The sequence below is a fragment of the Nocardioides sp. 31GB23 genome, from assembly GCF_040012395.1.
Classification (GTDB): Bacteria; Actinomycetota; Actinomycetes; order Propionibacteriales; family Nocardioidaceae; genus Nocardioides; species Nocardioides salarius.
On the sequence record NZ_JBDYKJ010000017.1, the window covers coordinates 20,736 to 43,850 of the forward strand.

At 71.6% G+C, this 23,115-nt stretch carries 22 protein-coding genes; 9 read left to right on the forward strand and 13 right to left on the reverse strand.

Annotated elements, in window-relative coordinates; genetic code table 11:
* The first annotated feature begins 94 nt into the window (after positions 1-94).
* The 3 genes from ABKW28_RS07345 (at position 95) to eutC (ending at position 2,887) form a co-directional block, all read left to right on the forward strand.
* Positions 95-607 (forward strand): metallophosphoesterase, encoded by a 513-nt coding sequence (locus tag ABKW28_RS07345; RefSeq protein WP_348607778.1) that lies wholly within the window; start codon positions 95-97, stop codon positions 605-607.
* A gap of 94 nt (positions 608-701) precedes the next feature.
* Positions 702-2,105 (forward strand): ethanolamine ammonia-lyase subunit EutB, encoded by a 1,404-nt coding sequence (locus ABKW28_RS07350; protein WP_348607781.1) that lies wholly within the window; start codon positions 702-704, stop codon positions 2,103-2,105.
* The gene (gene eutC, locus ABKW28_RS07355) at positions 2,102-2,887 is read left to right on the forward strand and encodes an ethanolamine ammonia-lyase subunit EutC (protein ID WP_193669671.1); all 786 of its coding nucleotides are present in this window, start codon (positions 2,102-2,104) and stop codon (positions 2,885-2,887) included. Before ABKW28_RS07350 ends, eutC begins: the two co-directional genes overlap by 4 nt.
* On the opposite strand, the gene ABKW28_RS07360 is transcribed toward eutC, so the two are convergent.
* The 9 genes from ABKW28_RS07360 to ABKW28_RS07400 all read right to left on the reverse strand — a co-directional run bounded on the left by ABKW28_RS07360 (position 2,842) and on the right by ABKW28_RS07400 (position 12,391).
* The gene (locus ABKW28_RS07360) at positions 2,842-4,641 is read right to left on the reverse strand and encodes an ABC transporter substrate-binding protein (protein ID WP_307822887.1); all 1,800 of its coding nucleotides are present in this window, start codon (positions 4,639-4,641) and stop codon (positions 2,842-2,844) included. The genes eutC and ABKW28_RS07360 overlap by 46 nt on opposite strands.
* A gap of 123 nt (positions 4,642-4,764) precedes the next feature.
* Positions 4,765-5,769, reverse strand: coding sequence for an ABC transporter permease (locus tag ABKW28_RS07365; protein ID WP_348607784.1), 1,005 nt, complete (start codon positions 5,767-5,769; stop codon positions 4,765-4,767).
* Positions 5,753-7,294, reverse strand: coding sequence for a sugar ABC transporter ATP-binding protein (locus tag ABKW28_RS07370; protein ID WP_227491948.1), 1,542 nt, complete (start codon positions 7,292-7,294; stop codon positions 5,753-5,755). Before ABKW28_RS07370 ends, ABKW28_RS07365 begins: the two co-directional genes overlap by 17 nt.
* Before the next feature lie 40 nt (positions 7,295-7,334).
* Positions 7,335-8,375 (reverse strand): sugar ABC transporter substrate-binding protein, encoded by a 1,041-nt coding sequence (locus ABKW28_RS07375; RefSeq protein WP_193669674.1) that lies wholly within the window; start codon positions 8,373-8,375, stop codon positions 7,335-7,337.
* Positions 8,376-8,467: 92 nt separating this feature from the next.
* Positions 8,468-9,307: a polysaccharide deacetylase gene (locus tag ABKW28_RS07380; RefSeq protein ID WP_193669675.1), complete on the reverse strand. Its 840-nt coding sequence runs from the start codon at positions 9,305-9,307 to the stop codon at positions 8,468-8,470.
* 30 nt (positions 9,308-9,337) lie between these two features.
* Positions 9,338-10,210, reverse strand: coding sequence for a carbon-nitrogen hydrolase family protein (locus ABKW28_RS07385; protein ID WP_348607787.1), 873 nt, complete (start codon positions 10,208-10,210; stop codon positions 9,338-9,340).
* A 44-nt stretch (positions 10,211-10,254) separates the two neighbouring features.
* Positions 10,255-11,004 (reverse strand): SDR family oxidoreductase, encoded by a 750-nt coding sequence (locus ABKW28_RS07390; protein ID WP_348607790.1) that lies wholly within the window; start codon positions 11,002-11,004, stop codon positions 10,255-10,257.
* A gap of 16 nt (positions 11,005-11,020) precedes the next feature.
* Positions 11,021-11,740: an SDR family NAD(P)-dependent oxidoreductase gene (locus ABKW28_RS07395; protein WP_348607793.1), complete on the reverse strand. Its 720-nt coding sequence runs from the start codon at positions 11,738-11,740 to the stop codon at positions 11,021-11,023.
* 204 nt (positions 11,741-11,944) lie between these two features.
* Positions 11,945-12,391: a hypothetical protein gene (locus tag ABKW28_RS07400; RefSeq protein WP_348607796.1), complete on the reverse strand. Its 447-nt coding sequence runs from the start codon at positions 12,389-12,391 to the stop codon at positions 11,945-11,947.
* Positions 12,392-12,701: 310 nt separating this feature from the next.
* Here ABKW28_RS07400 and ABKW28_RS07405 point away from each other — a divergent pair, with 310 nt between their 5' ends.
* The 5 genes from ABKW28_RS07405 to ABKW28_RS07425 all read left to right on the forward strand — a co-directional run bounded on the left by ABKW28_RS07405 (position 12,702) and on the right by ABKW28_RS07425 (position 18,853).
* Positions 12,702-12,980 carry a DUF4212 domain-containing protein gene (locus ABKW28_RS07405; RefSeq protein ID WP_348607799.1) on the forward strand — a complete coding sequence of 93 codons (279 nt, stop codon included), beginning with the start codon at positions 12,702-12,704 and terminating at the stop codon, positions 12,978-12,980.
* Positions 12,977-14,650 carry a sodium:solute symporter family protein gene (locus ABKW28_RS07410; protein WP_193669679.1) on the forward strand — a complete coding sequence of 558 codons (1,674 nt, stop codon included), beginning with the start codon at positions 12,977-12,979 and terminating at the stop codon, positions 14,648-14,650. The genes ABKW28_RS07405 and ABKW28_RS07410 overlap by 4 nt, the downstream gene beginning before the upstream one ends.
* A gap of 154 nt (positions 14,651-14,804) precedes the next feature.
* Complete coding sequence (gene acs / locus ABKW28_RS07415) at positions 14,805-16,805, forward strand: acetate--CoA ligase (protein ID WP_193669680.1); 2,001 nt, start codon at positions 14,805-14,807, stop codon at positions 16,803-16,805.
* 183 nt (positions 16,806-16,988) lie between these two features.
* A complete protein-coding gene (gene nhaA, locus ABKW28_RS07420; RefSeq protein ID WP_348607802.1) occupies positions 16,989-18,353 on the forward strand; it encodes a Na+/H+ antiporter NhaA in 1,365 nt (454 codons plus the stop codon).
* 89 nt (positions 18,354-18,442) lie between these two features.
* On the forward strand, positions 18,443-18,853 hold the full coding sequence (locus ABKW28_RS07425; RefSeq protein ID WP_348607809.1) for a phage holin family protein: 411 nt from the start codon (positions 18,443-18,445) through the stop codon (positions 18,851-18,853).
* Between the two features lie 110 nt (positions 18,854-18,963).
* On the opposite strand, the gene ABKW28_RS07430 is transcribed toward ABKW28_RS07425, so the two are convergent.
* Genes ABKW28_RS07430 through nth form a run of 4 tightly spaced genes read right to left on the reverse strand, consistent with a single transcriptional unit; the run spans position 18,964 to position 22,191 of the window.
* Complete coding sequence (locus ABKW28_RS07430) at positions 18,964-20,133, reverse strand: MarP family serine protease (RefSeq protein WP_348607812.1); 1,170 nt, start codon at positions 20,131-20,133, stop codon at positions 18,964-18,966.
* Positions 20,134-20,138: 5 nt separating this feature from the next.
* Positions 20,139-20,876 carry a CoA pyrophosphatase gene (locus ABKW28_RS07435; protein ID WP_307822888.1) on the reverse strand — a complete coding sequence of 246 codons (738 nt, stop codon included), beginning with the start codon at positions 20,874-20,876 and terminating at the stop codon, positions 20,139-20,141.
* Complete coding sequence (locus tag ABKW28_RS07440) at positions 20,873-21,490, reverse strand: TlpA disulfide reductase family protein (RefSeq protein WP_348607815.1); 618 nt, start codon at positions 21,488-21,490, stop codon at positions 20,873-20,875. The genes ABKW28_RS07435 and ABKW28_RS07440 overlap by 4 nt, the downstream gene beginning before the upstream one ends.
* On the reverse strand, positions 21,487-22,191 hold the full coding sequence (nth, locus tag ABKW28_RS07445; protein WP_348607818.1) for an endonuclease III: 705 nt from the start codon (positions 22,189-22,191) through the stop codon (positions 21,487-21,489). The genes ABKW28_RS07440 and nth overlap by 4 nt, the downstream gene beginning before the upstream one ends.
* 207 nt (positions 22,192-22,398) lie before the next feature.
* On the opposite strand from nth, the gene ABKW28_RS07450 reads away from it, so the two are divergent.
* The gene (locus tag ABKW28_RS07450) at positions 22,399-23,034 is read left to right on the forward strand and encodes a Crp/Fnr family transcriptional regulator (RefSeq protein ID WP_307823155.1); all 636 of its coding nucleotides are present in this window, start codon (positions 22,399-22,401) and stop codon (positions 23,032-23,034) included.
* Positions 23,035-23,115: the final 81 nt, after the last annotated feature.

The window sequence follows — 23,115 nt, forward strand, 5'->3', positions numbered from 1 at the left end:
GTGCGCCTGACGCGTCGCTCCCGTCAACTTCCGCTCACGGCCTCACACCCCTCACGACCTCACCGTCGATCCCGGCACGGCGCACACTGGGGCGGTGCCGACCCGACTGCTCATCACCGCCGACACCCACCTCCCCCGGCGCGCCAAGGCGCTCCCCGAGGAGGTGTGGGCAGCGGTCGAGGAGGCCGACGTCGTGGTGCACGCCGGCGACTGGGTCGAGGTGTCCCTCCTCGACGAGCTCGAGCAGCGCAGCCGCCGCCTGGTCGCCGTGCACGGCAACAACGACCACGGGGTGCTGCGTGAGCGGCTGCCACTGGTGGCCGAGGCCGAGATCGAGGGACTGCGGCTGGGCGTGGTGCACGAGACCGGCGACAAGCAGGGCCGCGAGAAGCGCTGCGACGCGGCCTACCCGCACCTCGACGTGCTGGTCTTCGGCCACAGCCACATCCCGTGGGACACCACGACCCCGGGGGGCCTGCGGCTGCTCAACCCGGGCTCACCGACCGACCGGCGCCGCCAGCCGCACTGCACCTACCTGACGGCGAGCATCACCGACGGGTCGCTGCACGCCGTGGTGCTGCACCGGCTCCCGCCGCGCAGACCCTGAGGAGGGGGCAGGAGCCGTTCCGGCCGGTGTACGTCGTTCGACGGACGCGGCAGGGCCCCGAGCCCGACTAGCCTCGCGGGAACGAGGAGGCCTCATGCGATACCGACACCGCCTCGGCGGTCGCACCTACGAGTTCGACGGGCTGGTGCAGCTGATGGGCAGGGCGTCGCCGGCGCGCTCGGGCGACGAGCTGGCAGGATGCGCCGCCGCGAGCGACGCCGAGCGCGCCGCCGCGAGGTGGGCCCTGGCAGACGTGCCGCTGACCCGTTTCCTCGAGGAGCACCTGGTCCCGCCCGAGGACGACGACGTGACCCGGTTGATCCTCGCGTCGCACGACGAGTCCGCGTTCTCCGCCGTCTCGCACCTGACGGTGGGGGGCCTGCGCGAGTGGCTGCTCGCCGTGGCCGTCGAGGCGGACGGTGCGCAGCGGCTCACCCGCCTGGCCCCCGGCCTGACCCCCGAGATGGTGTCGGCCACCTCCAAGCTGATGCGCAACCAGGACCTGGTGGCGGTCGGCGCCGCGACCAGGGTGGTGACCGGCTTCCGCACGACCGTCGGGCTCCCCGGGAGGCTGTCGACGCGCCTGCAGCCCAACCACCCGACCGACGACGCTGCCGGGATCGCTGCCGCCGTGCTGGACGGCCTGCTGCTGGGCGCCGGCGACGCGGTCATCGGGATCAATCCCGCCTCCGACAACCCGGCCACCGTCACCCGCCTGCTGCGGATGCTGGACGAGCTGCGCCAGCGCTACGAGATCCCGACCCAGTCCTGCGTGCTCACCCACGTGACGACGACCCTCGACCTGCTGGAGGCCGGTGAGCCCGTCGACCTGGTGTTCCAGTCGATCGCGGGCACGGAGGGGGCGAACAGGGGCTTCGGCGTCGACCTCGGACTGCTGGCGCAGGCCAGCGACGCGGTGCGCTCCACGGCACGGGGCACGGTCGGGCAGCAGGCCATGTACTTCGAGACCGGCCAGGGATCGGCGTTGTCGGCCGACGCCCACCTCGGGACGGACGGGCACCCGGTGGACCAGCAGAGCCTGGAGTGCCGCGCGTACGGCGTGGCCCGCGCGTTCGACCCGTTCATCGTCAACTCCGTGGTGGGCTTCATCGGGCCGGAGTACCTCTACGACGGCAAGCAGATCCTGCGTGCCGGGTTGGAGGACCACCTCTGCGGCAAGCTGTTGGGGGTCCCGATGGGCGTGGACGTCTGCTACACCAACCATGCCGAGGCCGACGCCGACGACATGGACACCCTGCTGACCGTGCTCGGGGTGGCGGGGTGCTCGTTCGTCATCGCGGTCCCCGGGTCCGACGACGTGATGCTGGGCTACCAGTCGACCTCCCACCACGACGCGTTGTACGTGCGCCGTGTCCTGGGCAAGCGCCCGGCCCCCGAGTTCGAGGCGTGGCTGGACCGGGTCGGGCTGCTCGCGCCGGACGGTGGCGTGCGCAACGTGGACCCGGCCGGCACGATCCTGCGGACGCTGGCCCGATGAGCGGCGACTTCTGGGCCGGTCTGCGCGGGTCGACGCCGGCCCGCATCGGACTGCACCGCACCGGCGACGCGCTGGACACCCCGGCGCTGCTGTCCCTCGGCGCCGCCCACGCCCTGGCCCGGGACGCCGTGCACCGTCCCCTGGACGTCGAGTCCGTCACCGAGCAGCTGCGCGGCCTCGGCCTGGGCGAGCCGGTCGTCGTCCGGAGCGCCGCGCCCGACCGGCGCACCTACCTCGCCCGTCCCGACCTCGGCCGCCGTCCGTCCGGCGACCTCGCCCCTGCGCGCGGTCGTGCCGTCGACCTGGCGGTGGTGGTGGCCGACGGGTTGTCCTCGGAGGCCGTGGAACGGCACGCGACGCCGTTGCTCGGCGAGCTCGTCACCCTCCTGCCGGGCCTGGTGCTCGCGAGCCCCGTGGTGGCGACCCAGGCCAGGGTCGCGCTCGGCGACCACGTCGGCGCGCACCTGGGTGCCGCACTGGTGCTCGTGCTGATCGGTGAACGGCCCGGCCTGTCCAGCACCGACAGCCTCGGCGCCTACCTGACCTGGGAGCCCCGCCCCGGCCTCGGCGACGCCGCGCGCAACTGCGTCAGCAACATCCGCCCGCCGCACGGGCTCGACTACCCCGCGGCCGCGCGGGTCCTGTCGATGCTGGTGGCGGGGGCGCGCCGGCTCGGCGCCACCGGGGTCCACCTCAAGGACCGGTCCGGCGCCGTCGCACCCGGGGGCACCACCGATCAGCTGGGCCACCAGGGTGGCAGCCGCAGCCCCGACTCGGTGTAGGGCGCGGGATGCACGATCCGCTGCCTGTTGTCCTGTATCTGGAACACCAGGTGGGCCATCGAGATGGACGGATCCGGCGTGGCCAAGGGGTAGGCGAGGGCGGCCTGCCCCGCTCCGGCGAAGCTGTAGGCGCCGTTGACCCCGCGGTGCACGCCCTGGCGCAGCGCCTCCGAGACCGAGCCGAAGTCCCGCGCCGAGTCCGCCGCCCCCCAGGCGTCGGCGAGGATCCGGACCCGGTCGTAGGCGATCCCCGCGTGTGAACGACCGGGCGGCACGGCCCAGGCGCGCCGGTAGGAGTCGATGAACCGTCGAGCGACCTGGTCGGAGTAGGTGCCGGTGGTGGTGGCCCACAGCAGACCCTCCGCCGCCGGGCCCATCTCGACCCGGAACCTGGGGATCGAGGGGGCGTAGAGGGCGTAGAGCAGGGTGGGTGCGGGGTCGGCCTGGAAGGCGCGCACGAACGAGATGGTCTCGTGGGTGAAGAAGCTGCCGATCATGACCGCCGCCGGCGCCCGGGCGGCCACGCGTCGGCCCTCCTCGGCCCACTGCTCGGCCGACGCGATGTCGTCGGCGATGTAGTCGAGTTCCCACCCCGCTGCCTCGGCCATCGCCACGGCACGCTCGATACCGAGGTCGCCGAGCTTCCACCGCCCCCGCACGATGGCCAGCGAGCGTGAACGACGCGGCAGCTGGCCACTGTCCCGCAGCTCGGTGAGCGCGTGCACGAAGCCCGGGCCGTAGTTGATGTCGCTGGGGCAGATCTGGAAGATGTGTCCGTACCGGCCGGGGTTGTGCTCCACGAGCCGCACCATGGACTCGAGCGTCGCGGCGTGCAGGTACGGCGCACCGTGCTCGGCGGCGATCTCGTGCGCGACCTCCTGGTCGCCCAGGTACCCCGACACCAGGGCGTCCACGTCGCGTCCGGCGAGCTCGGAGAAGGCTGACCGGATGGACTCGCCGTCCTTGATGTCGAGGTCGACGTTGACGAGCTCGACCGGACGCCCACCGATCCCGCCGCGGAGGTTGACCTGGTCGATGGCCAGCTGGCTGGCTCGGATCATCTCCTCCCCGTCCTCGGCGATCTCCCCGGTCACGGGGAAGGCGCTGCCGAGCAGGATCGGGCGGCGCACCGAGCGCCTGCGCGTGGTGGGCGCCGATGCACTGTCCCCTCGTCTCGACAACCCTCCGGAGGACGCCGGGGCCCTGGTCGCGTCCGGGTCGCTCAGGATGCCGTGCAGCAGGCGGTCGAAACCGTGGGGCCCGCCGGTGACCGGCAGGAGGATGAGGCTCTCCTCGAGCGCGGTCACCGCAGCGGCGGCCCGGGAGCGCACCTGGAGCTTGCCGAGGACCCGTTCGACGTGCGTGGTGACGGTGCGCACGCTGGCCCACAGCCGCTCGGCGATCTCGGCGTTGCCCAGACCGCCGGAGAGCAGCGTGAGCACCTCCAGCTCCCGTTGGGTCAGGGAGTAGGGAGGCTCGCTGTCCTCCACCCAGGACAACGACGTGCGCCCACCGACCCCCGCACTGCGCACCGTGGCGAAGACCAGCCGGCGGGACTCGTCGCGCCAGTAGAAGGACAGCTCGTGCGCGCCCTGCAGCCGACCGGCCCTGCGGGCCAGCTCCAGCAGCTCCTGCCAGGCGCCGGGGCCCTGGGCCAGGCTCACGCCGCGGGCGGAGGCCGGCTCTCCGTGCCTGTCGAGCACCACCTCGTGGACGGCGGCTCCGGGCACGGGCGGGCGGGCGTTGGCGGGCACGTCTTCTCCGATCTCTGCGAACCTGGGCCCGAGCCCGTCCCAGACTCTAGGGCCGGGCGCCGGATGGCCAGTGGCGTCGTGCGTCCCGAGTCCGAACCGTGAGGAGGCCGTGATCGGCGCGGGTCACGAGCGCCGGCGCGACCACGAGTCCAGCCCGACGGCGAGGAGCACGATGGTGCCCTTCGCGATCAGCTGCCAGTTCTGCGAGAGGTTGAGGCTGTAGAACAGGTTCGTCAGGGTCGCGAAGATCAGCAGCCCCACGACGGTGCGCCACACCGCGCCCTCGCCACCTCGCAGCGAGGTGCCTCCCACGATCACGATGGCGATCGCGTCCAGCGCGACGTTGGCGCCGACATCGGCCTGTCCCACGCCCAGCCGTGACGCATCGATCGTGCCTGCGAAGGCCGCTAGGGCGCCGGTGAGCACGTACACGCTGGCCGTGAGGTCGTTGACCCGCAGCCCCGACAGCCAGCCCGCCTCGTGGTTGCCGCCGATCGCGTAGATGTTGCGGCCGTAGCGGGTCAGCGCGAGCAGCACCCCACCGGCGACGAAGGTGAGGGCGAGGACCAGGATCGGTGTGGGAACCCCGGCCACGCTCGACCGGGCGAGCACCTTGAACTGCGGGTCGGAGACGATGAAGGGCGCCGAGCCGGAGTAGAGGTAGGCCACTCCCGAGATCACGGAGGCACTGCCCAGGGTGGCCACGAACGGGTTGATCCCGATCCGGGCGACGAGCAGTCCGTTGAGCACGCCACAGACCAGGCCGGCCCCCAGCGCGGCGGCGAGCCCCAGGCTCGGTGAGCCCGTCGAGATCGCGACGCCGGCCGCCACCGTGGCTCCCAGGGCGTACGTCGCTCCGACGGAGAGGTCGAAGCCGCCGGAGATGATGACGAAGGTCATGCCGAGGGCGACGATCCCGACCGCGGTGTTCTGCAGGAGCAGGTCGCGCAGGTTCTCCGGCGACACGAACCCCGGGTAGAGGACGGTGGCGAGCACCACCAGGCCGGCCAGGACCAGGATCATGGCGTAGCGCTGCAGGAGGGCCGCGGGCCCGGGACGCTCGCGCGACCCCGTGCTCGGTGCCGCGACCCGGGTCGGCGGCGAGGCGAGGTCAGTGGGCTGGTTCATGCTTCTCTCCTGGGCTGAAGCCGTGGTGGACCACGGCGTCGACGGTGAACTCGGGGTCGTCGGCGGATATCTCGCGCACGACACGTCCATGGGCGAAGACGAGGAGCCGGTTCGCGATGGCGAGGACCTCCTCGAGCTCCGAGGACGTCACCACCACGGCGGCGCCCTCCTCGGCCAGTCGGACGAGCGAGGTCAACACCTCGGCCTTGGCGCCGATGTCGATGCCTCGGGTGGGTTCGTCGATGAGGAAGACGTCAGGTCGGTGGCCCGCCCACTTGGCCAGGAGCACCTTCTGCTGGTTGCCCCCGGACAGGTTGCGCACCGGCTCGCCGAGGCGGCGGCGGTCGAAGGCGAAGAACTCGCCGGTCCGGCCCGCCTCGGCGCGCTCGGCACCTCGGTCGAGGAAGGGACGTCCGCCACCGGGGCGGCCCAGCCAGTAGTTGCTGGCACCGTCCATCCCCAGCACGAGAGCCTGCTTGCGCGACTCCGGGACCATCACGACGCCCGCGTCGACGCTGTGCCGGACCCGCCCGGGCCAGCTGCGCTCCTCGCCGCGCAGGCGCAGGACCCCGCGCGACGCCGGCTCGGCCCCGGCCAGGGAGCGCAGGAAGGTCGTGCGCCCCGAACCGACCAAGCCCCACAGACCCACGATCTCTCCGGCGCGCGCGGTCATGGCGATGTCGCTGAGGACGCCCGGCAGGTTCACGTCCTCGACGTGGAGGACCTCCGCTCCCAGCGGGTGGCTGCCCCGGTCGGCGAGCTTGTCGACGGCCCGACCCACCATGTGCTCGATGAGCGTGGGCCGGGTCCACTCCGAGCGTGCGGCGCTGCGCACCACGGCCCCGTCGCGCAGCACCGTGATCGTGTCGCTGAGGTCGAGCACCTCGTCGAGGTTGTGGCTGACGAACACGATGGTCGTGCCCCGCGCCGTCAGCGTGCGCAGCACCCGGTAGAGCGTCTCGCGCTCGTGCTCGGCCAGGGCGGCGGTCGGCTCGTCGAGGACCACGATCCTCGCGTCGCTCTGCACACCGCGCATGATCTCCAGCATCTGCTGCTGGGAGACCGAGAGCGCGCGCACCGTCGCGTCTGGCGGCACGTGCACGTCGAGCTCCTCGCACAGCTCGAGGTAGCGGCGACGCATCCAGCGTCGGTCCAGCAGACCGCGCCGGGTGCGGGTCTGCCCGAGGAAGACGTTCGCCTCCGCGGACAGCCCCGGCACCATGGTCAGCTCCTGGTAGACGGTCACCAAGCCGTGCTCGCGGCTCTCCCGCGGGTCGGCGCCACGCAGGCGTCGGCCGAACACCTCCACGGTGCCGCCGTCGACTCCGAGCCGACCGCTGATCATGCCGAGCAGGGTGGACTTGCCGGCTCCGTTCTCGCCCACGAGGGCGTGCACCTCCCCGGAGCGGACGGTGAGGTCGGCACCCTGCACGGCGACGGCGCCGCTGAACACCTTGCGAGCGCCTCGGCACGCGATGGCCGGGACCGTGTCCGCCTCGGGGGCGGGACGTGTCGCGAGTGGCATGTGGTTCTCCTGGCGGTGGGTGGTCGAGCAGCGGGCGGGCTCAGTACTCCGCGGTGAACTCGTCGACGTTGTCGGGCGTCGCGAACGGCGTACCGGGCAGCGAGTCGGACTCGGCGAGGTTGACGAAGGCAGCCACGTCCTCGCCCGAGACGTAGTCGGCGACCGCCTCGATGGCCTCACGCGTCTCCTGGCGGGGCAGCATCATCACCGAGCTCTCCAGCCCCCCGGACCGCAGCTGCGACAGCGCCCACTCGTCGCCACCGAAGTCGTAGATCTCCACGTCCTTGCCGCCCACGGCCTCCACCACGCCGCGGGTCATGCCCGAGAAGTTCGACATCACGATGTCGATGTCGGGGTTGGCCTGCACGATGGTCTGGGCCGCGTCGAACGCCTTGGGGGTCGTGTAGTCGGTGGTCTGCTGTGCCACCACCTCGAATCCCTCCGCGTCCTCGAACGCCTGGGCGGCATCGAAGAAGCAGATCGTGTTGGCGTTGAGGTCGGGACCCGAGATCAGGCCGATCTTGGCGCCCTCGGGGTGGGAGTCGATGACGTCCTGCACCCAGGCCTGGTAGACGTCGAGGGTCTGGCCACCGACGTAGGTCACGGTGCCCGGCTGGTAGGTCTCCTCGCCGAGATTGGTCGCCCGACCACAGATCGGCAGGTTGAAGACGGAGACCAGGACGTCCTTCTCGGGAGCCTCCTGGGTGAGGATGTCGCAGACCAGGTTGCCGTCGTTGGGCTCGACCACGAAGGCGTTGTACTTGCCGCTGGTCAACGCCTGCTGCATCTGGTCGTACTGGGTCTGCGCGTTGAACTCGCCGTCGAAGACGTCCAGCTCGGCGCCGATCTCGTCGGCGACGGTGTTGGCCTCGTCGATGGAGGCCTGCAGGTAGGAGTTGCTGCTGCCGGCGGAGAAGTAGGCGATCTTGAGGTCGGACGGGTCGTCGACGGGCGCGTCGATGATCTCGACGTCGCCGCTGCCGCTGGCAGCGGTCTCGCTGACGCCGCTGGAGCACGCAGCGACCGAGAGGCAGGTGGCGACGGCCAGGGCAGCGACGTAGGGGGTGCGGTGGATTCTCATGGGTGTCCTCACTGGGGAGCCGACCTGCGCCGGCGGATGGTTGTTGCGGATCCGAGAGGAACGGCGTCGTTGCCGTGGTGGAGAGACGGCGCTCAGTCGCTCCAGCAGTCGTAGATCTCGCTCAGGGAGGCGAACCAGACACCGTCGTGGCCCGCCATGTGGGTCAGCAGCCGCTCCATGCCGAGCAGGTGGTGGGCGCGGCCGATGGTCTGCGGGTGCACCGTGATGGCCAGCACGGGGTTCGTCTCACGCTCGTAGGCGAAGTCGAAGTGGTCCTGGAACCGCTGGAACATCACCTCGGCCGAACCGAGGCCCTGGTTGACGCCGGGGATGTACTCGCCGACCGGGAAGTCGTCGAGGTACCAGGAGACCGGCAGCTCCAGGATCGGGCTCGCGGGCCCCCGGACGGAGCCCTCCTCCCAGCGCACCTCCACCGGGCGCGGACGGTAGGGCTGGAAGTCACGACCCATGAGCGAGGAGTCCCACTCGAAGCCGGTCTTCTCCAGCAGCGCGAGAGTGTGCTCGGTGAAGTCCCAGGCCGGGGAGCGGTAGCCCCGTGGGCGCTTGCCCACGTGCTTGAGGTGACCCTCGATGGTCTGCTCCATCAGGCGGACCTCGGTCTCCTCGTCCAGCGAGGGCACGGACTCGTGGTAGCAGCCGTGCGCGGCGATCTCCTGGTCGGCCTCCACGATGGTCGCGAACGCCTCGGGGAACGTCTCCATCGAGTGCACCGGCGTGCACCACGTTCCTGTGACACCGAAGCGGTCGAAGAGGTCGAGCACCCGCGGGACACCGACCTCGGCGCCGAACTCTCCCCGGGAGAGGTAGCTGGGGCTGGTCTTGCCGAAGGTGCCCATCCACACGGAGTGGGCGTCGAAGTCACAGCCGATGTTGACGGCGATCTTCTTGCCTGGAGGCAGGGTGAGCGGCATCAGGAGTCCTTTCGAGGGCGTGGAGCCGGGTCAGAGCGAGACGTGGTCGTACTTGGCGTACAGGTCCTTGCGGCGACCGCGGTCCGTGTAGGTGGTCGCGGCGCCGGAGCGGCGGTTCTCGTGCAGCAGGTCGAGGTCGAGCTCGTGGACCACGACGTCCTCGACGTTGGTGCGGGCCTCCACCAGCACCCCGTCGGCGGGGAAGACCAGGTCGCAGGGTGAGAGCACCGAGGCACGGGCCCAGCCAGGAGAGAGCGGCGACTCGAGGTGGGAGACGGTCGGGCTGTGCACGACGTACACCTGGTCCTCGATGGCCCGGGCGGCCGCGCAGTGCCGCACCCGCCAGAAGCCGGCCTCGGTGAACGTGTACGACGGCACCAGGAGCACCTCGGCACCCATGGCCGTCAGGGTGGTGCTGACCTCGGGGATCTCCGCCTCGTAGCAGATGGCGATGCCCACGCTGACTCCGTCGACGTCGAAGACCGCCAGCTCGTCACCCTCGGCGGTGCCCCACTCGGCCTCCGCAGGGAAGATGTGGGTCTTGGAGTGCCGGTGCTCCTGGCCGTCGGGGCCGAACACGAAGGCGACGTTCTCGTGGCCGCGCTCGGTGGCCACCAGGTGGCTGCCGGCGAGGATCCACTGGTCGCGGCCCGCCGCCTCGGCGCGGAACAGGTCGCGGTAGGCCTCGGTGTGGTCCGCGATCCGGGTCAGCTGGTCGATCCGGTGCTGCTGCCAGTCGGGGTCGAGGGTGAACAGCGCCTCGGTGAACAGCTCGGGCAGCACGACGAGCCGGGCGTCGCCGGCACGGTCGAGCAGGGCACGGACCTGCTCGGCGAAGGCGTCGAAGGAGTCGACCGCGCGCATCTCGAACTGGGCGGCGGCGACGCGGAGGGTGCGGGTCATGGAGGTCTCCTCGGGGAAGGCAGTGGAGGACGGGTCGGTGGTGGTCATCGGGCGAGCAGGCCGCCGTCGATGACCAGCTCGCTGCCGGTCACGTAGCGGGACTCGTCGCTGGCGAGGTAGACGCAGCCCCAGGCGATGTCCTCGGGGGCACCGCCGAAGCCGAGCGGGGTCAGCCCGATGACCTCGGCGTTCTTCTGGTCGGGCTGGCGGTCGGTCAACGGAGTGGTGATCCAGCCCGGGATGACGGTGTTGGCCCTGATGCCGTCACGGGCGTAGGTGATGGCGGTGTTGCGGGTCAGGCCGCGCACGGCCCCCTTGGCCGCCTGGTAGGCAGCCACCCCCTCGGAGCCGACCACGCCCCACGCCGACGAGAGGTTGACGATCGACCCCGAGCGCTGCCGACGCATCGGCGCCAGCGCCGTGCGGGTGCCCAGGAAGACCCCGGTCTGGTCGACGCCCAGCACCCGGTTCCAGTCCTCCAGCGTGACCTCGCTGATGCCGGCGTAGTCGATGACACCGGCGTTGTTGACGAGCACGTCGAGCCTGCCGTGCTCGGCGACGACGTCGACGACCACCCGCTCCCACTCGTGCTCGTCGGTGACGTCGAGGTGGACGTACTCGATCTCCTCGGCTCCCTCGACCAGGAGGGCCCCGGGCTCGGGCTTGTCCACGTCGGCGGCCAGCACGGTGGCGCCCTCGGCGGCGAAGAGGCGGGCCGTGGCCAGGCCGATGCCGACCGCTGCGCCGGTGACCAGCGCGACCTTGCCGTCGAGTCGTCCGCTCTGCGGGTTCATGTGGATCTCCTCCTGCTCAGCGGGCGAGGTAGCCGCCGTCGACCTCCCGGTCGACGCCGGTGATGAAGCGGGCGTGGTCGGAGACGAGGAAGCACACAGCTGCTGCCACGTCGGCGCTCTCGCCACCCACGCCCATCGGGGTGGCGTCCAGGAAGGCGTCGTTGAGCTCGTCGGTCTGCCCCAGCGTCAGCGGAGTGCGGATCCAACCGGGCAGGACCGCGTTGGCCCGGATGCCTTCCGCGGCGTAGGAGACGGCAGCGTTCTTCGTCATGGTCAGCACGGCGTGCTTGGAGGCGTGGTAGGCCGCGACGCCGGCGACCGAGGTGGCGCCGCAGATCGAGGAGATGTTGACGATGGCTCCGGAACGCCGGGGACGCATCAGTCGCAGCGCGTGCTTCATCCCCAGCAGGACACCGGTCTGGTTGATGGCCACGATGCGGTTCCACTCCTGCAGCGACAGCTCGTGCAGCTGGTCGTAGCCCGAGACGCCGGCGTTGTTGACCAGGATGTCGAGGCGGCCCTCGGAGTCGGCGACCTCGTCCACGATCTCGGCCCAACGGCGAGGGTCGGTGACGTCGTGGGACCGCGTGCGGATCTCGTCGCCCAGGTCGGACTGGTCCCTGATGTCGGTGGCGACCACCGTCGCTCCCGCATCGGCGAGTGCCGTGGCGACCGCGTGCCCGATTCCCTGCGCGGCACCCGTCACCAGCGCGACGCGCCCGGTGAGGTCAAACATGTGAGCTGCTCCTTCGGCCGGTCCTCCCGGTCGTCGACCGGCGTGTCCCAGGACCGTAGGAACACCCGCACGGGGGTGGCGTCCGTGGATCTACGTATCTGCGGCCTCGGGTGTGCCGGAGGACCCCTCATGCACGACGCCACCCGGTCCTCGAGGACCGGGTGGCGTCAGGGAGAGGCGGCGGAGCGCCCGGGTGTCGGGCCCTCAGGCGCCCACTGGGCCGCGGCGCAGGCGCACCGCGCTCACGCAGGCCAGCACGCCGCCGCCGAGCACCAGCACCAGACCGGGGCCGGGCATCCAGCCGGCGGTGCCGACCAGGTTCAGCAGGTGCCCGACCTGCCACAGCGGCAGGGCGAGCGCCACCACACCGAGCAGCGCCGCCTGCGCCACCGCCAGCGTGCGCCACGGCACCATCACCCCGGCGAAGCCGAGCATGCAGGCGTAGAACGTCCACAGCCCGGCGCCCTGGCCGCCCAGCACCGTGCCGAGCGGCGTGTCGACCCAGGGCATGAACGAGCCGAAGAGCACCAGGAGGCTGGCACCGAGCAGGCTGCGACGCCCCGGCTCGCCGCCGCGGCGGCCCCGCGTGCGCGAGCGGGTGGCGTCGGTGCTGCTGGTGGTCGTGGCGGCAGCGCTGCTGGTGGTGGCCATGCCGGGAGGCTACGACGAGTGACCCACGTCACGGCAGGGGCACGACCCCGCGTGCCGGCCGAGCGTCGTACGCCGCGCGACGAACGGTCGCTGCGGCGCGACGAGCGGTCGACGACCCCCCTCAGGAGCCGCTCGTCGGCACTCGGATGCCGCCCCAAGGCCGCTCGTCGCAGCCGCCGACCCGCTCGTCGCAAAGTGTGACCGGAGTCACCTTTTACTCTTGCGGCGACCCCGGCGACGGCGATTGCATCCCGTTCCGACGACCTGACGTGTGGTCCACCTCACGCGTCGTCGAGACGAGGAGGAAGCGATGGATGACGCACAGCGCCGGGAGTACTGGCGCCGCAACGTACGGCTGATGGCCGTGCTGCTGACGATCTGGGCCCTGGTGTCGTTCGGCGCCGGGATCCTGTTCGTGGAGCCGCTCAACGAGATCGTGGTCGCCGGGTTCCCGCTCGGCTTCTGGTTCTCCCAGCAGGGCGCGATCATCACGTTCGTCGTGATCATCGCGGTCTACGTGTGGCGCATGGACAAGCTCGACGCGGAGTTCGGCGTGGAGGAGTACGAGCAGGAGGTGCACCACTCGTGAGCGACATCCAGCTCTGGACCCTGATCTTCACGGTCATCACCTTCAGCGTCTACATCTACATCGCCTACGCCAGCCGGGTCAGCACCACCTCCGGCTTCTACGTCGCCGGCGGCGGCATCCCGGCCGTGGCCAACGGCGCCGCGATCGCGGCCGACTGGATGAGCGCCGCGTCGTTCATCTCCCTGGCCGGCATCGTGGCCTTCGCCTACAACGGCTACGCCGGCGGCGTCTTCCTGCTCGGCTGGACCGGTGGCTACGTGCTGCTCGCCCTGCTGCTGGCGCCGTACCTGCGCAAGTTCGGCAAGTACACGCTGCCCGACTTCGTCGGCGACCGGTACTCCGAGACCGCCCGGCTGGTCGCGGTCGTCGCCGCGGTCGTCGTCTCGTTCGTCTACGTCGCGGGCCAGATGGCCGGCGCGGGCCTGGTCTTCACCCGGTTCCTCGGGGTGGGCACCACCACCGGCGTCGTCATCGGCATGACGGTGGTCTTCTTCTACGCCGTCCTGGGCGGCATGAAGGGCATCACCTGGACCCAGGTCGCGCAGTACTCCGTGCTGATCGTGGCCTACATGATCCCGGCGTTCGCGGTCTCCGCGAAGGTCACCGGCATCCCCGTGCCGCAGATCGGCTTCGGCGACATCCTCGCCGAGCTCGACGGGCTGCAGCAGGACCTGGGCCTGGCGGCGTACACCGAGGCCTTCACGCAGACCTCGATGCCCAACATGGTGCTGATCACCGCGGCGCTGATGTTCGGCACCGCCGGGCTGCCGCACGTGATCGTGCGCTTCTACACCGCCAAGAGCGTGCGCGCGGCCCGCTACAGCGCCCTGTGGGCGATCTTCTTCATCGCGCTGCTCTACACGACCGCCCCGTCGGTCGCGGCCTTCACCAAGCTGCAGATCCTCCAGGACCTCGACGGCACCGCGATCGGCTCGGAGCCGGGCTGGTTCAGCACCTGGTCGGAGGTCGGGCTGGTCTCGGCCACCGACGCCAACGGCAACGGGGTCATCGACTTCGCCACCGAGACCGTCATCAACAACGACATCATCGTGCTGGCCAGCCCCGAGATCGGTGGCCTGCCGGCGCCGATCGTCGGCCTGGTCGCGGCGGGCGCGCTCGCCGCGGCCCTCTCGACGGCCTCGGGGCTGCTGCTGGTGATCTCCTCGTCGGTGGCCAACGACGTCTACTACAAGAAGATCAACCCCGCCGCGACCGAGGCCAAGCAGCTGCTCGTCGGCCGCTTCGCCATGGCCGGCGCGATCGTGGTGGCCGGCTACTTCGGCATCAACCCACCCGGCTTCGTGGCCCAGGTGGTCGCGCTCGCCTTCGGCCTCGCCGCGGCCAGCTTCTTCCCGATCCTGGTGCTCGGCATCTTCTGGAAGAACTGCACGGCCAAGGGTGCCGTGGCGGGCATGCTCACCGGCCTCACGGTGACGTTGGCCTACATGATCTGGACCATCGACATCTACGGGAACTCCGACGGCCTGTTCGGCATCCCCGAGACCGGGTTCGGCACCGTCGGCATGCTGATCAACTTCACCGTCACCATCGTGGTCTCGCAGTTCACCACGAAGCCCTCGCCGATCATGCAGGAGCTCGTCGAGGAGATCCGCTACCCCGGCAAGACCAAGCTCGTCGCCCAGCACCAGGCGGGCGAGATCGAGCTCTGAGCAGGACCCGCGGCCGGGCCGGTGCACCCGCACCCGCCCGGCCGCCTCGCCGGCGCCGGGAGGTTCGCCCTCGGGGGCGTTCCCACGCCGGCCGCCGGCGTCCTAGTGTGACGACGGCCGCACCCCACGCCGACGACCGAGGAGACGAAGAGACGTGAGCGACGAGACCCTGTCGAACCTGCTCAAGGAGGACCGCCGCTTCGAGCCGCCCGCCGAGCTGGCGGCCAACGCGAACGTCACCGCCGAGGCGTACGCCGCCGCGGAGCGCGACCCGGAGGGGTTCTGGGCCGAGCAGGCCGGGCGCCTCGACTGGGCCACCCCGTGGGAGCGGGTGCTCAACTGGGACGACCCGCCGTTCGCGAAGTGGTTCGAGGGCGGGCGCCTCAACGCGGCGTACAACTGCGTGGACCGCCACGTCGAGGCCGGGCGCGGCGACAAGGTGGCCTTCCACTTCGTCGGCGAGCCGGTCGACGCTGACGGACACGCAGACGGCCGCGACATCACCTACGCCGAGCTGAAGGACCTGGTCAGCCAGGCCGCCAACACGCTGACCGACCTGGGCGTGCAGACCGGCGACCGGGTCGCGATCTACATGCCGATGATCCCCGAGGCCGTCGTCGCGATGCTGGCCTGCGCCCGCATCGGCGCCCCGCACACCGTCGTCTTCGGCGGCTTCTCCTCCGACGCGCTGGCCTCGCGCCTCGAGGACTGCCAGGCCAGGGTCGTCGTCACCGCCGACGGCGGCTACCGCCGCGGCGCGCCCTCGGCGCTCAAGCCGGCCGTCGACGAGGCCCGCGCCAAGGCCGCCGACCTGGGCCACACGGTCGAGAAGGTGCTCGTGGTGCGCCGCACCGGGCAGGACCTCGGCGCCGACGGCTGGGACGACGGCGTCGACGTGTGGTGGCACGAGAGCGTCGACACCGCGTCGACGGAGCACACCCCCGAGGCCTTCGACGCCGAGCACCCGCTCTACGTCATGTACACCTCCGGCACGACCGGCAAGCCCAAGGGCATCCTGCACACGACGGGCGGCTACCTGACGGGAGCGGCGTACACGCACTGGGCGGTCTTCGACCTCAAGCCCGACGACGTCTACTGGTGCACCGCCGACATCGGCTGGGTCACCGGGCACTCCTACATCGTCTACGGACCGCTGGCCAACGGCGCGACCCAGGTGCTCTACGAGGGCACCCCCGACTCGCCCGAGAAGGGCCGCTGGTGGCAGATCATCGAGGAGAAGAAGGTCTCGATCTTCTACACCGCCCCCACCGCGATCCGCTCCTTCATGAAGCAGGGCCGCGAGATCCCCGACGCGCGCGACCTGTCGAGCCTGCGGGTCCTGGGCTCGGTCGGCGAGCCGATCAACCCCGAGGCCTACGTCTGGTACCGCCACGTCATCGGCGGCGACCGCACGCCGGTGGTCGACACCTGGTGGCAGACCGAGACCGGCCAGATCATGATCAGCCCGCTGCCCGGCGTCACCCACGGCAAGCCCGGATCGGCGATGATCCCGATCCCCGGCATCAGCGCCGACGTCGTCGACGAGGAGGGCCGGCCGGTCGGCAACGGCGCGGGCGGCTACCTGGTGCTGACCAAGCCGTGGCCGGCGATGCTGCGCACCATCTGGGGCGACGACGAGCGGTTCAAGGAGACCTACTGGTCGCGCTTCGAGAAGCTGGGCTACTACTTCGCCGGTGACGGCGCCAAGCTCGACGACGACGGCGACCTGTGGGTGCTGGGTCGCGTCGACGACGTCATGAACGTCTCGGGCCACCGCCTCTCGACCACCGAGATCGAGTCGGCCCTGGTCTCGCACCCCAAGGTCGCCGAGGCCGCGGTCGTCGGCGCCCAGGACGAGGACACCGGCCAGGCCGTCTGCGCCTTCGTCATCCTGCGCGACGAGGCGGGTGACGGCGGCGAGGACATCGTCGAGGAGCTGCGCGCCCACGTGCGCAAGGAGATCGGCCCGATCGCCAAGCCGCGCCAGGTGATGATCGTCGCCGAGCTGCCCAAGACCCGCTCGGGCAAGATCATGCGCCGCCTGCTGCGCGACGTGGCCGAGAACCGCGAGGTCGGCGACGTCACGACCCTGGCCGACTCCTCGGTGATGGACCTGATCTCCTCGGGCATCTCCACCGGCAAGGGCGACGAGTAGCACCGAGCAGCACCGACCCGGCGCCACTTCATCCGCGGAACTGGCGCCGGGTCGGCGGTGAGGGGTGGGTCGGTACGCCGCTACGATGAGTGGCTGGTGCGCCGGGAAGTCTGGTCGGCAACGCGTCCGTCGACCCCTGTCGACGGCATCGCCCATGACCGCTGACCGATCCGAGGAGCCCTCGTGAACTCCAGCAGCCCCACCCCGCCCTCCACCTCCGGCTCGTCGCGGCTCTTCTCGCGCGGCAGCTTCCTCGAGGACTCCCGCATCGCGGGGGTGCTGCGGGCCGAGACCACCGGCGGTCTCCTGCTGATCGCCGGCGCGCTGGTCGCGATCGTGTGGGCCAACACCCCGTGGTCGGGCACCTACGAGGCGATCCGCGACTTCAAGCCGCTCTCCGAGCCGCTCGACCTCGGTCTCTTCACCCTCCACCTCGACCTGAGCATCGGCACCTGGGCCGCCGACGGCCTGCTCGCGATCTTCTTCTTCGTGGTCGGCCTCGAGCTCAAGCGCGAGTTCGTGGCCGGCGACCTGCGCGACCCCAAGCGGGCGGCGCTGCCGATGGCCGCGGCCGTCGGCGGCATGATCGCGCCCGCCCTGATCTACCTGGCCTGGAACCTCGGCGCCGACAACGGCGGGCCCAGCGGGTGGGCGATCCCCACCGCCACCGACATCGCGTTCGCGGTGGCGATCCTGGCCGTCATCAGCACCCACCTGCCCACGGGGCTGCGCACCTTCCTGCTCACCCTGGCCGTGGTCGACGACCTCCTCGCGATCACGATCATCGCGCTCTTCTACACCGAGGAGCTCGACCTGGCCTTCCTCGGCCTGGGCCTGCTGCCCATCCTGCTCTTCGCCCTGCTGGTGCAGAAGCGCATCTTCAACGGGGTGCTGCTGATCCCGCTCGCGCTCGTCGCCTGGGTGCTGGTGCACGAGTCCGGCGTGCACGCCACCGTCGCCGGCGTGCTGCTCGGCTTCACCGTGCCGGTGCTGCGCCGTGACGACGCCACCGACAAGCCCGGCCTGGCCGAGCACCTCGAGCACCTCGTGCGCCCGGTCTCGGCCGGCTTCGCGGTGCCGGTCTTCGCCTTCTTCGCCGCCGGCGTGACGGTGGGCGGCTTCAGCGGGCTCGTGGAGTCGCTGCAGGACCCCGTCGCCATCGGCATCGTGACCGGGCTGGTCGTCGGCAAGGCGGTGGGCATCACCGGCTCGACCTGGCTGTTGTCGAAGTTCACCAAGGCCGACCTCGACGACGAGCTGTCGTGGATCGACGTGGTGGGGCTCTCGCTGCTGGCCGGCATCGGCTTCACGGTCTCGCTGCTCATCGGCGAGCTCGCCTTCGGCAGCTCCTCCGAGCGCGACGAGCACGTCAAGGTCGGGGTGCTCGTGGGCTCCCTGGTCGCCGTGCTGCTGGCCTCGATCGTGCTGCGCGCGCGCAACCGGGTCTACAAGTCGATGTGGGACGCCGAGCAGGTCGACAAGGACCGCGACGACATCCCCGACGTCTACCAGACCGGCGACCAGGACCCGGCCACCCCGCCGGCCTGACCCCTCACCCCCACTGGCGGCGCGGGTGGGGTGCCGGGCTTGTAGGGTCGGAGCCCGACACACCGCACTCACCGCAGGGGAGCAACCGCATGGCCATCGAGCCGGTCAAGGACACCGATCTCACCATCGGGCGTCTTGTCACCGACGCCAGCCGCGACATCTCCACCCTGATCTCGAAGGAGATCCAGCTCGCCAAGTCGGAGCTGAAGGTGAGCGTCAAGGCCGGTGGCATCGGCGTGGGGCTCTTCGCCGCGGCCGGCTTCCTCGGCGTGCTGGCCGTCATCATGCTCTCGGTGGCCATCGCCTACTTCATCCACTGGAACGGCTCCGGGCTCTCCCTGCACTGGGCGTTCCTGATCGTCTTCGGCGCGTACGTCGCCCTCGCGGGGCTGCTGGTGCTCATCGGCGTGAAGAAGGTCAAGCAGGTGCGGGCGCCCGAGAAGGCCATCTCCCAGGGCAAGCAGATCCCCTCGGCACTCAAGGGCAAGCACAGCGCCTGATCACCGGCTGGGTCTCGACCCGCCCTGCGCGTCCTCGTTCCTCGGACGCGCGGCTTGCTCGACCTTTGCGCACCCACGCCGTGACCTCGTTCCTCGGTCACCGCTGTGCGCTAAGCACACGCCCCGGTGGAGACCGCGCCGGTGGCCGAGCGGCCCTGCTCGGCGGCCTGCTCCACCTGGTCGGTGGTCAGCGCGTAGCCGGTGTCGCCGTCGGTCACCGACGCCGCGAAGATGACGCCCACGACGTCGCCCGAGGTGGAGACGATCGGCCCCCCGGAGTTGCCCGGGCGCACTAGCCCGCGCAGCGAGAACACCTCGCGGATCACGGTGCCGTCGCCGTAGATGTTGGGCGAGCGCAGCCGCTGCTCGGCGCGGATGCGCGCGGCCCGCACGTCGTAGGGGCCGTCGAGCGGGTAGCCGAGCACGGCCACGGCGTCGCGGGGCGCCGCGTCGGCGAAGTCGAGGGCCGGCAGGGCGCCGGAGTCGAAGGCGACGACCGCCACGTCGACGTCGGGGTTGTAGTAGACGACCTGGCCCTCGACCGGACCGTCGGCGGTCTGCACCTGGGGGGTGTCGACGCCGGCGACGACGTGGGCGTTGGTCATCAGCCGGTCGGGGGCGTAGACGAACCCGGTGCCCTCGACCCCGCTGCCGCACGAGTTGGCGCCCCGGACCTTCAGCACGCTCGGAGCGGCGCGCTGCACCGCCGGACGCTGCAGCATCTTCTCCGAGCCGGGCCCGACCTCGACGATCCGCTCGGGCGCGAAGGGCTCGAGGTAGCGGGGGAAGAAGCTGGTGCCGACCACGGTGTTGAAGGTCTGCAGCAGTCCCCCGGCCGACTGCGGCAGCGCCGAGTCGACCTTGGCCAGCACCGTCGAGGCCCGCACCATCGGGGTCACACCGGCGATCCGCGACCCCGAGACGGCCACGCCCAGCGCCCAGGCCACCAGCAGCACCGCGACCGCGCTCAGGGCAGCGCCCCCCACGGCGTCGAGCGCGCGCACGGGCTGCCAGGTGATGCGCGACCGCAGCCGCGCACCGACGTACTGCAAGGTGGCCTGGCCCAGCGAGGCGGCCAGGATCACGATGAACAGCGCCCCCAGGGTCACCAGCAGCGAGGGGTTGGCGTCGCCCAGGGCGATCGGGGCCAGCCAGATGCCGAAGAGGCCCCCGGCCAGCAGGCCGGCGGTGGCGAAGGCGCCGGTGATGAAGCCCTGCCAGTAGCCGGACAGCGCGTAGGCGACGACGAGGAGGACCAGCAGCCAGTCGAGGAGGTTCATGGTCGTCAGATGTCCTCGTGGGGTCGGTCGGGCTCGTCCTCGATGTCGAGGAGGCCCGGCGTCGGGCGGGGGTCGGCGGCCAGCATGTGCGCGGGCAGGTCGCGCACCCGGGTCTCGTCCCACGGCTGGGTCCAGCCCAGGAAGTCGAAGAGCTTGGCGATGATGCCGCCGGTGAAGCCCCACAGGATCACGTCGTTGTCGGGCCCGATCATGAAGCCGGGGCTCTGGTAGCCGCGCGGGTGGCGCACGGTGACCCGGTGCTCGGGGTCGAGCAGCTCGCTGATCGGCACGTGGTGGATGGCGTGCACCTCGTGGCGGCTGGCGATGTGCACGCCGCTCGGGTGCGCCCACCAGCCCAGCACCGGCGTGACCGCGAAGTTGCTCGGCGGCAGCCACAGGTCGGGCAGGGTCGCGAAGACCCGGACCTCGGCGGGCTCGAGACCCACCTCCTCCTCCGCCTCGCGCAGCGCCGCCTGCACCGCGCTCTCGCCGGGGTCGACGCCGCCTCCGGGGAAGGAGACCTGGCCCGGGTGCGACCGCATGTCGTGGGCGCGCTCGGTGAGCAGCAGCTCGGGGCCCTGCGGCCCCTCGGCGAAGAGCATCAGCACGGCGCCGGGGCGGGCGCTGCCGTCGGCCGGCGGGGTGAAGCGGGTGAGGTGGCCGGCGGTGATGGCCTGGGCGGCGGCCTGCACGGGCAGCAGCCACTCGGGCAGCGGCGCCATGGAACCGCTGGAGCCGCTCACAGCACGAGCCCCAGGTGCTCGGCGACGAGGCCCTCGAGCTGCTCGACGCTGCGGATCTCCATCGGCAGCACCGCCTCGACCGCGCCGTCGGCCCCGACCAGCACCGTGGTGGGGAAGGCGACCGCGCGCACCACCGGGTCGAGCCCCAGCTCGCCCTCGGTGTCGGCGACCTGGGGGTAGGTCACGCCGCTCTCGACGAGCAGCTCCATCGCGCCCTCGGTGATCGGGTCGGCGAAGTCGACGCCCAGCACGTCGACCCGGTCGCCGTGCTGGGCATAGAAGTCCTGCAGGACCGGCAGCTCGCGCTTGCACGGCGCGCAGGTGGCGAACCACGCGTTGAGGACCAGCGGCCCCCGCAGCGTCGCCAGGTCGACGGCGGGACCGCCGCCGAAGCAGGCGAGCTCGAGCTCGGGCAGCCCGCCCTCGACGGGTGCACCGTCGCCGGGACGGCAGTCCTCGATGCCGGCCTCGGCCTTGGCCTCGCGCAGCGCGGGGGTGTCGACGTCGATCTGCGCCGGGCCGGGGGCGGCCACGAACGAGCCGTCCTCGCCCGAGCAGGCGCTGAGCACGAGGGCCACCGCCGCCAGGACGGGGGCGGTGCGGCGTCGGGTCACCGGCGCGCCTCGGTCTTGACCAGCGCGGCCGCGGTCTCGGGGTCGGTCGGGCCCTCGCCGTACGACGGGCACCAGCGCGCCACCGGGCAGGCACCGCAGGCCGGGCGCTGGGCGTGGCAGCGCCGGCGGCCGTGCCAGATCAGCCGGTGGCTCAGCATCGTCCAGTCCTTCTTGGGGAACAGCGCCCCCACGGCGTGCTCGACCTTGACCGGGTCGGTCTCCTCGGTCCAGCCCAGGCGGCGCGCCAGCCGGCCGAAGTGGGTGTCGACGGTGATGCCGGGCACGTCGAAGGCGTTGCCGAGCACCACGTTGGCGGTCTTGCGACCGACCCCCGGCAGCTTGACCAGGTCGACCAGCCGGGGCGGGACCTCGCCGTCGTGGTGCTCGACCAGGTGGGCCGAGAGCTTGAGCAGCGACTCGGTCTTGGCGCGGAAGAAGCCGAGCGGGCCGACGATCCCCTCGAGCACGCCCCGGTCGGCGCCCGCCATCGCCCGAGCGTCGGGGTAGGCGGCGAAGAGCGCGGGCCGCACCGCGTTGACCCGCCGGTCGGTGGTCTGCGCGGACAGCACGGTCACCACGAGCAGCTGGAAGGCGTCGTCGAAGTCGAGCTCGCAGCGGGCCTCGGGGTAGGTCTCGGCGAGCACCCGGTGGGTCTTGCGGGCACGACGCACGAGGGCGGTGGGGGTCTCGGCGGCGGGCACCGGGCCAGCCTACGAGACGGCACCGACGCCCCCGGCGCGAGCGTCGCCGCCGCGCCGGACAGGGGCGATGGTGCCTGTGACCAAGTCCACTGGATAGCATTGCCCACATCCGTGCGCCCCTGCGCGGTCGAGTCTCGAGCACCCGCACGCACTACAGGAGGTCCGGTGGACAACGACGTACTGCGTCAGGCACCACTCTTCAGCGCCCTGGACGACGAGGCGGCCTCCGCGCTGCGCACGTCCATGACCGAGAGCCGGCTGCGCCGTGGTGACGTCCTGTTCCGCGAGGGCGACTCCGGCGACAAGCTCTACATCGTGCTCGAGGGCAAGGTGAAGCTCGGCCGCACCTCCGCCGACGGGCGCGAGAACCTGCTGGCGATCCTGGGCCCCGGCCAGATGTTCGGCGAGCTCTCGCTCTTCGACCCGGGCCCGCGCTCGGCGACCGTCACCGCCGTCACCGACGCCTCCTTCGCCTCGCTGTCCCACGAGGACCTGCTGCGCTGGCTCGAGGGGCGCCCGGTCGTGGCCCGCGGCCTGCTCACCCAGCTCGCCGGGCGACTGCGCAAGGCCAACGACGTCGTGGCCGACCTGGTCTTCTCCGACGTGCCCGGGCGTGTGGCCAAGGCGCTGCTCGACCTCGCCGACCGCTTCGGCCGCACCGCCGACGACGGCGTGCACGTGCACCACGACCTCACCCAGGAGGAGCTCGCCCAGTTGGTCGGCGCCTCCCGCGAGACGGTCAACAAGGCGCTGGCCGACTTCGCCTCGCGCGGCTGGCTGCGCCTCGAGCCCCGCTCGGTGGTCATCATGGACCTCGAGCGGATGTCTCGCCGCGCCCGCTGAGGGCACCTTCTCGAGAAAGTCCGCGACGGCTGCCCCCTTTTCCGACCTCTGCCGCGTCTGAGCAGGTGAGGACGAGGAGGC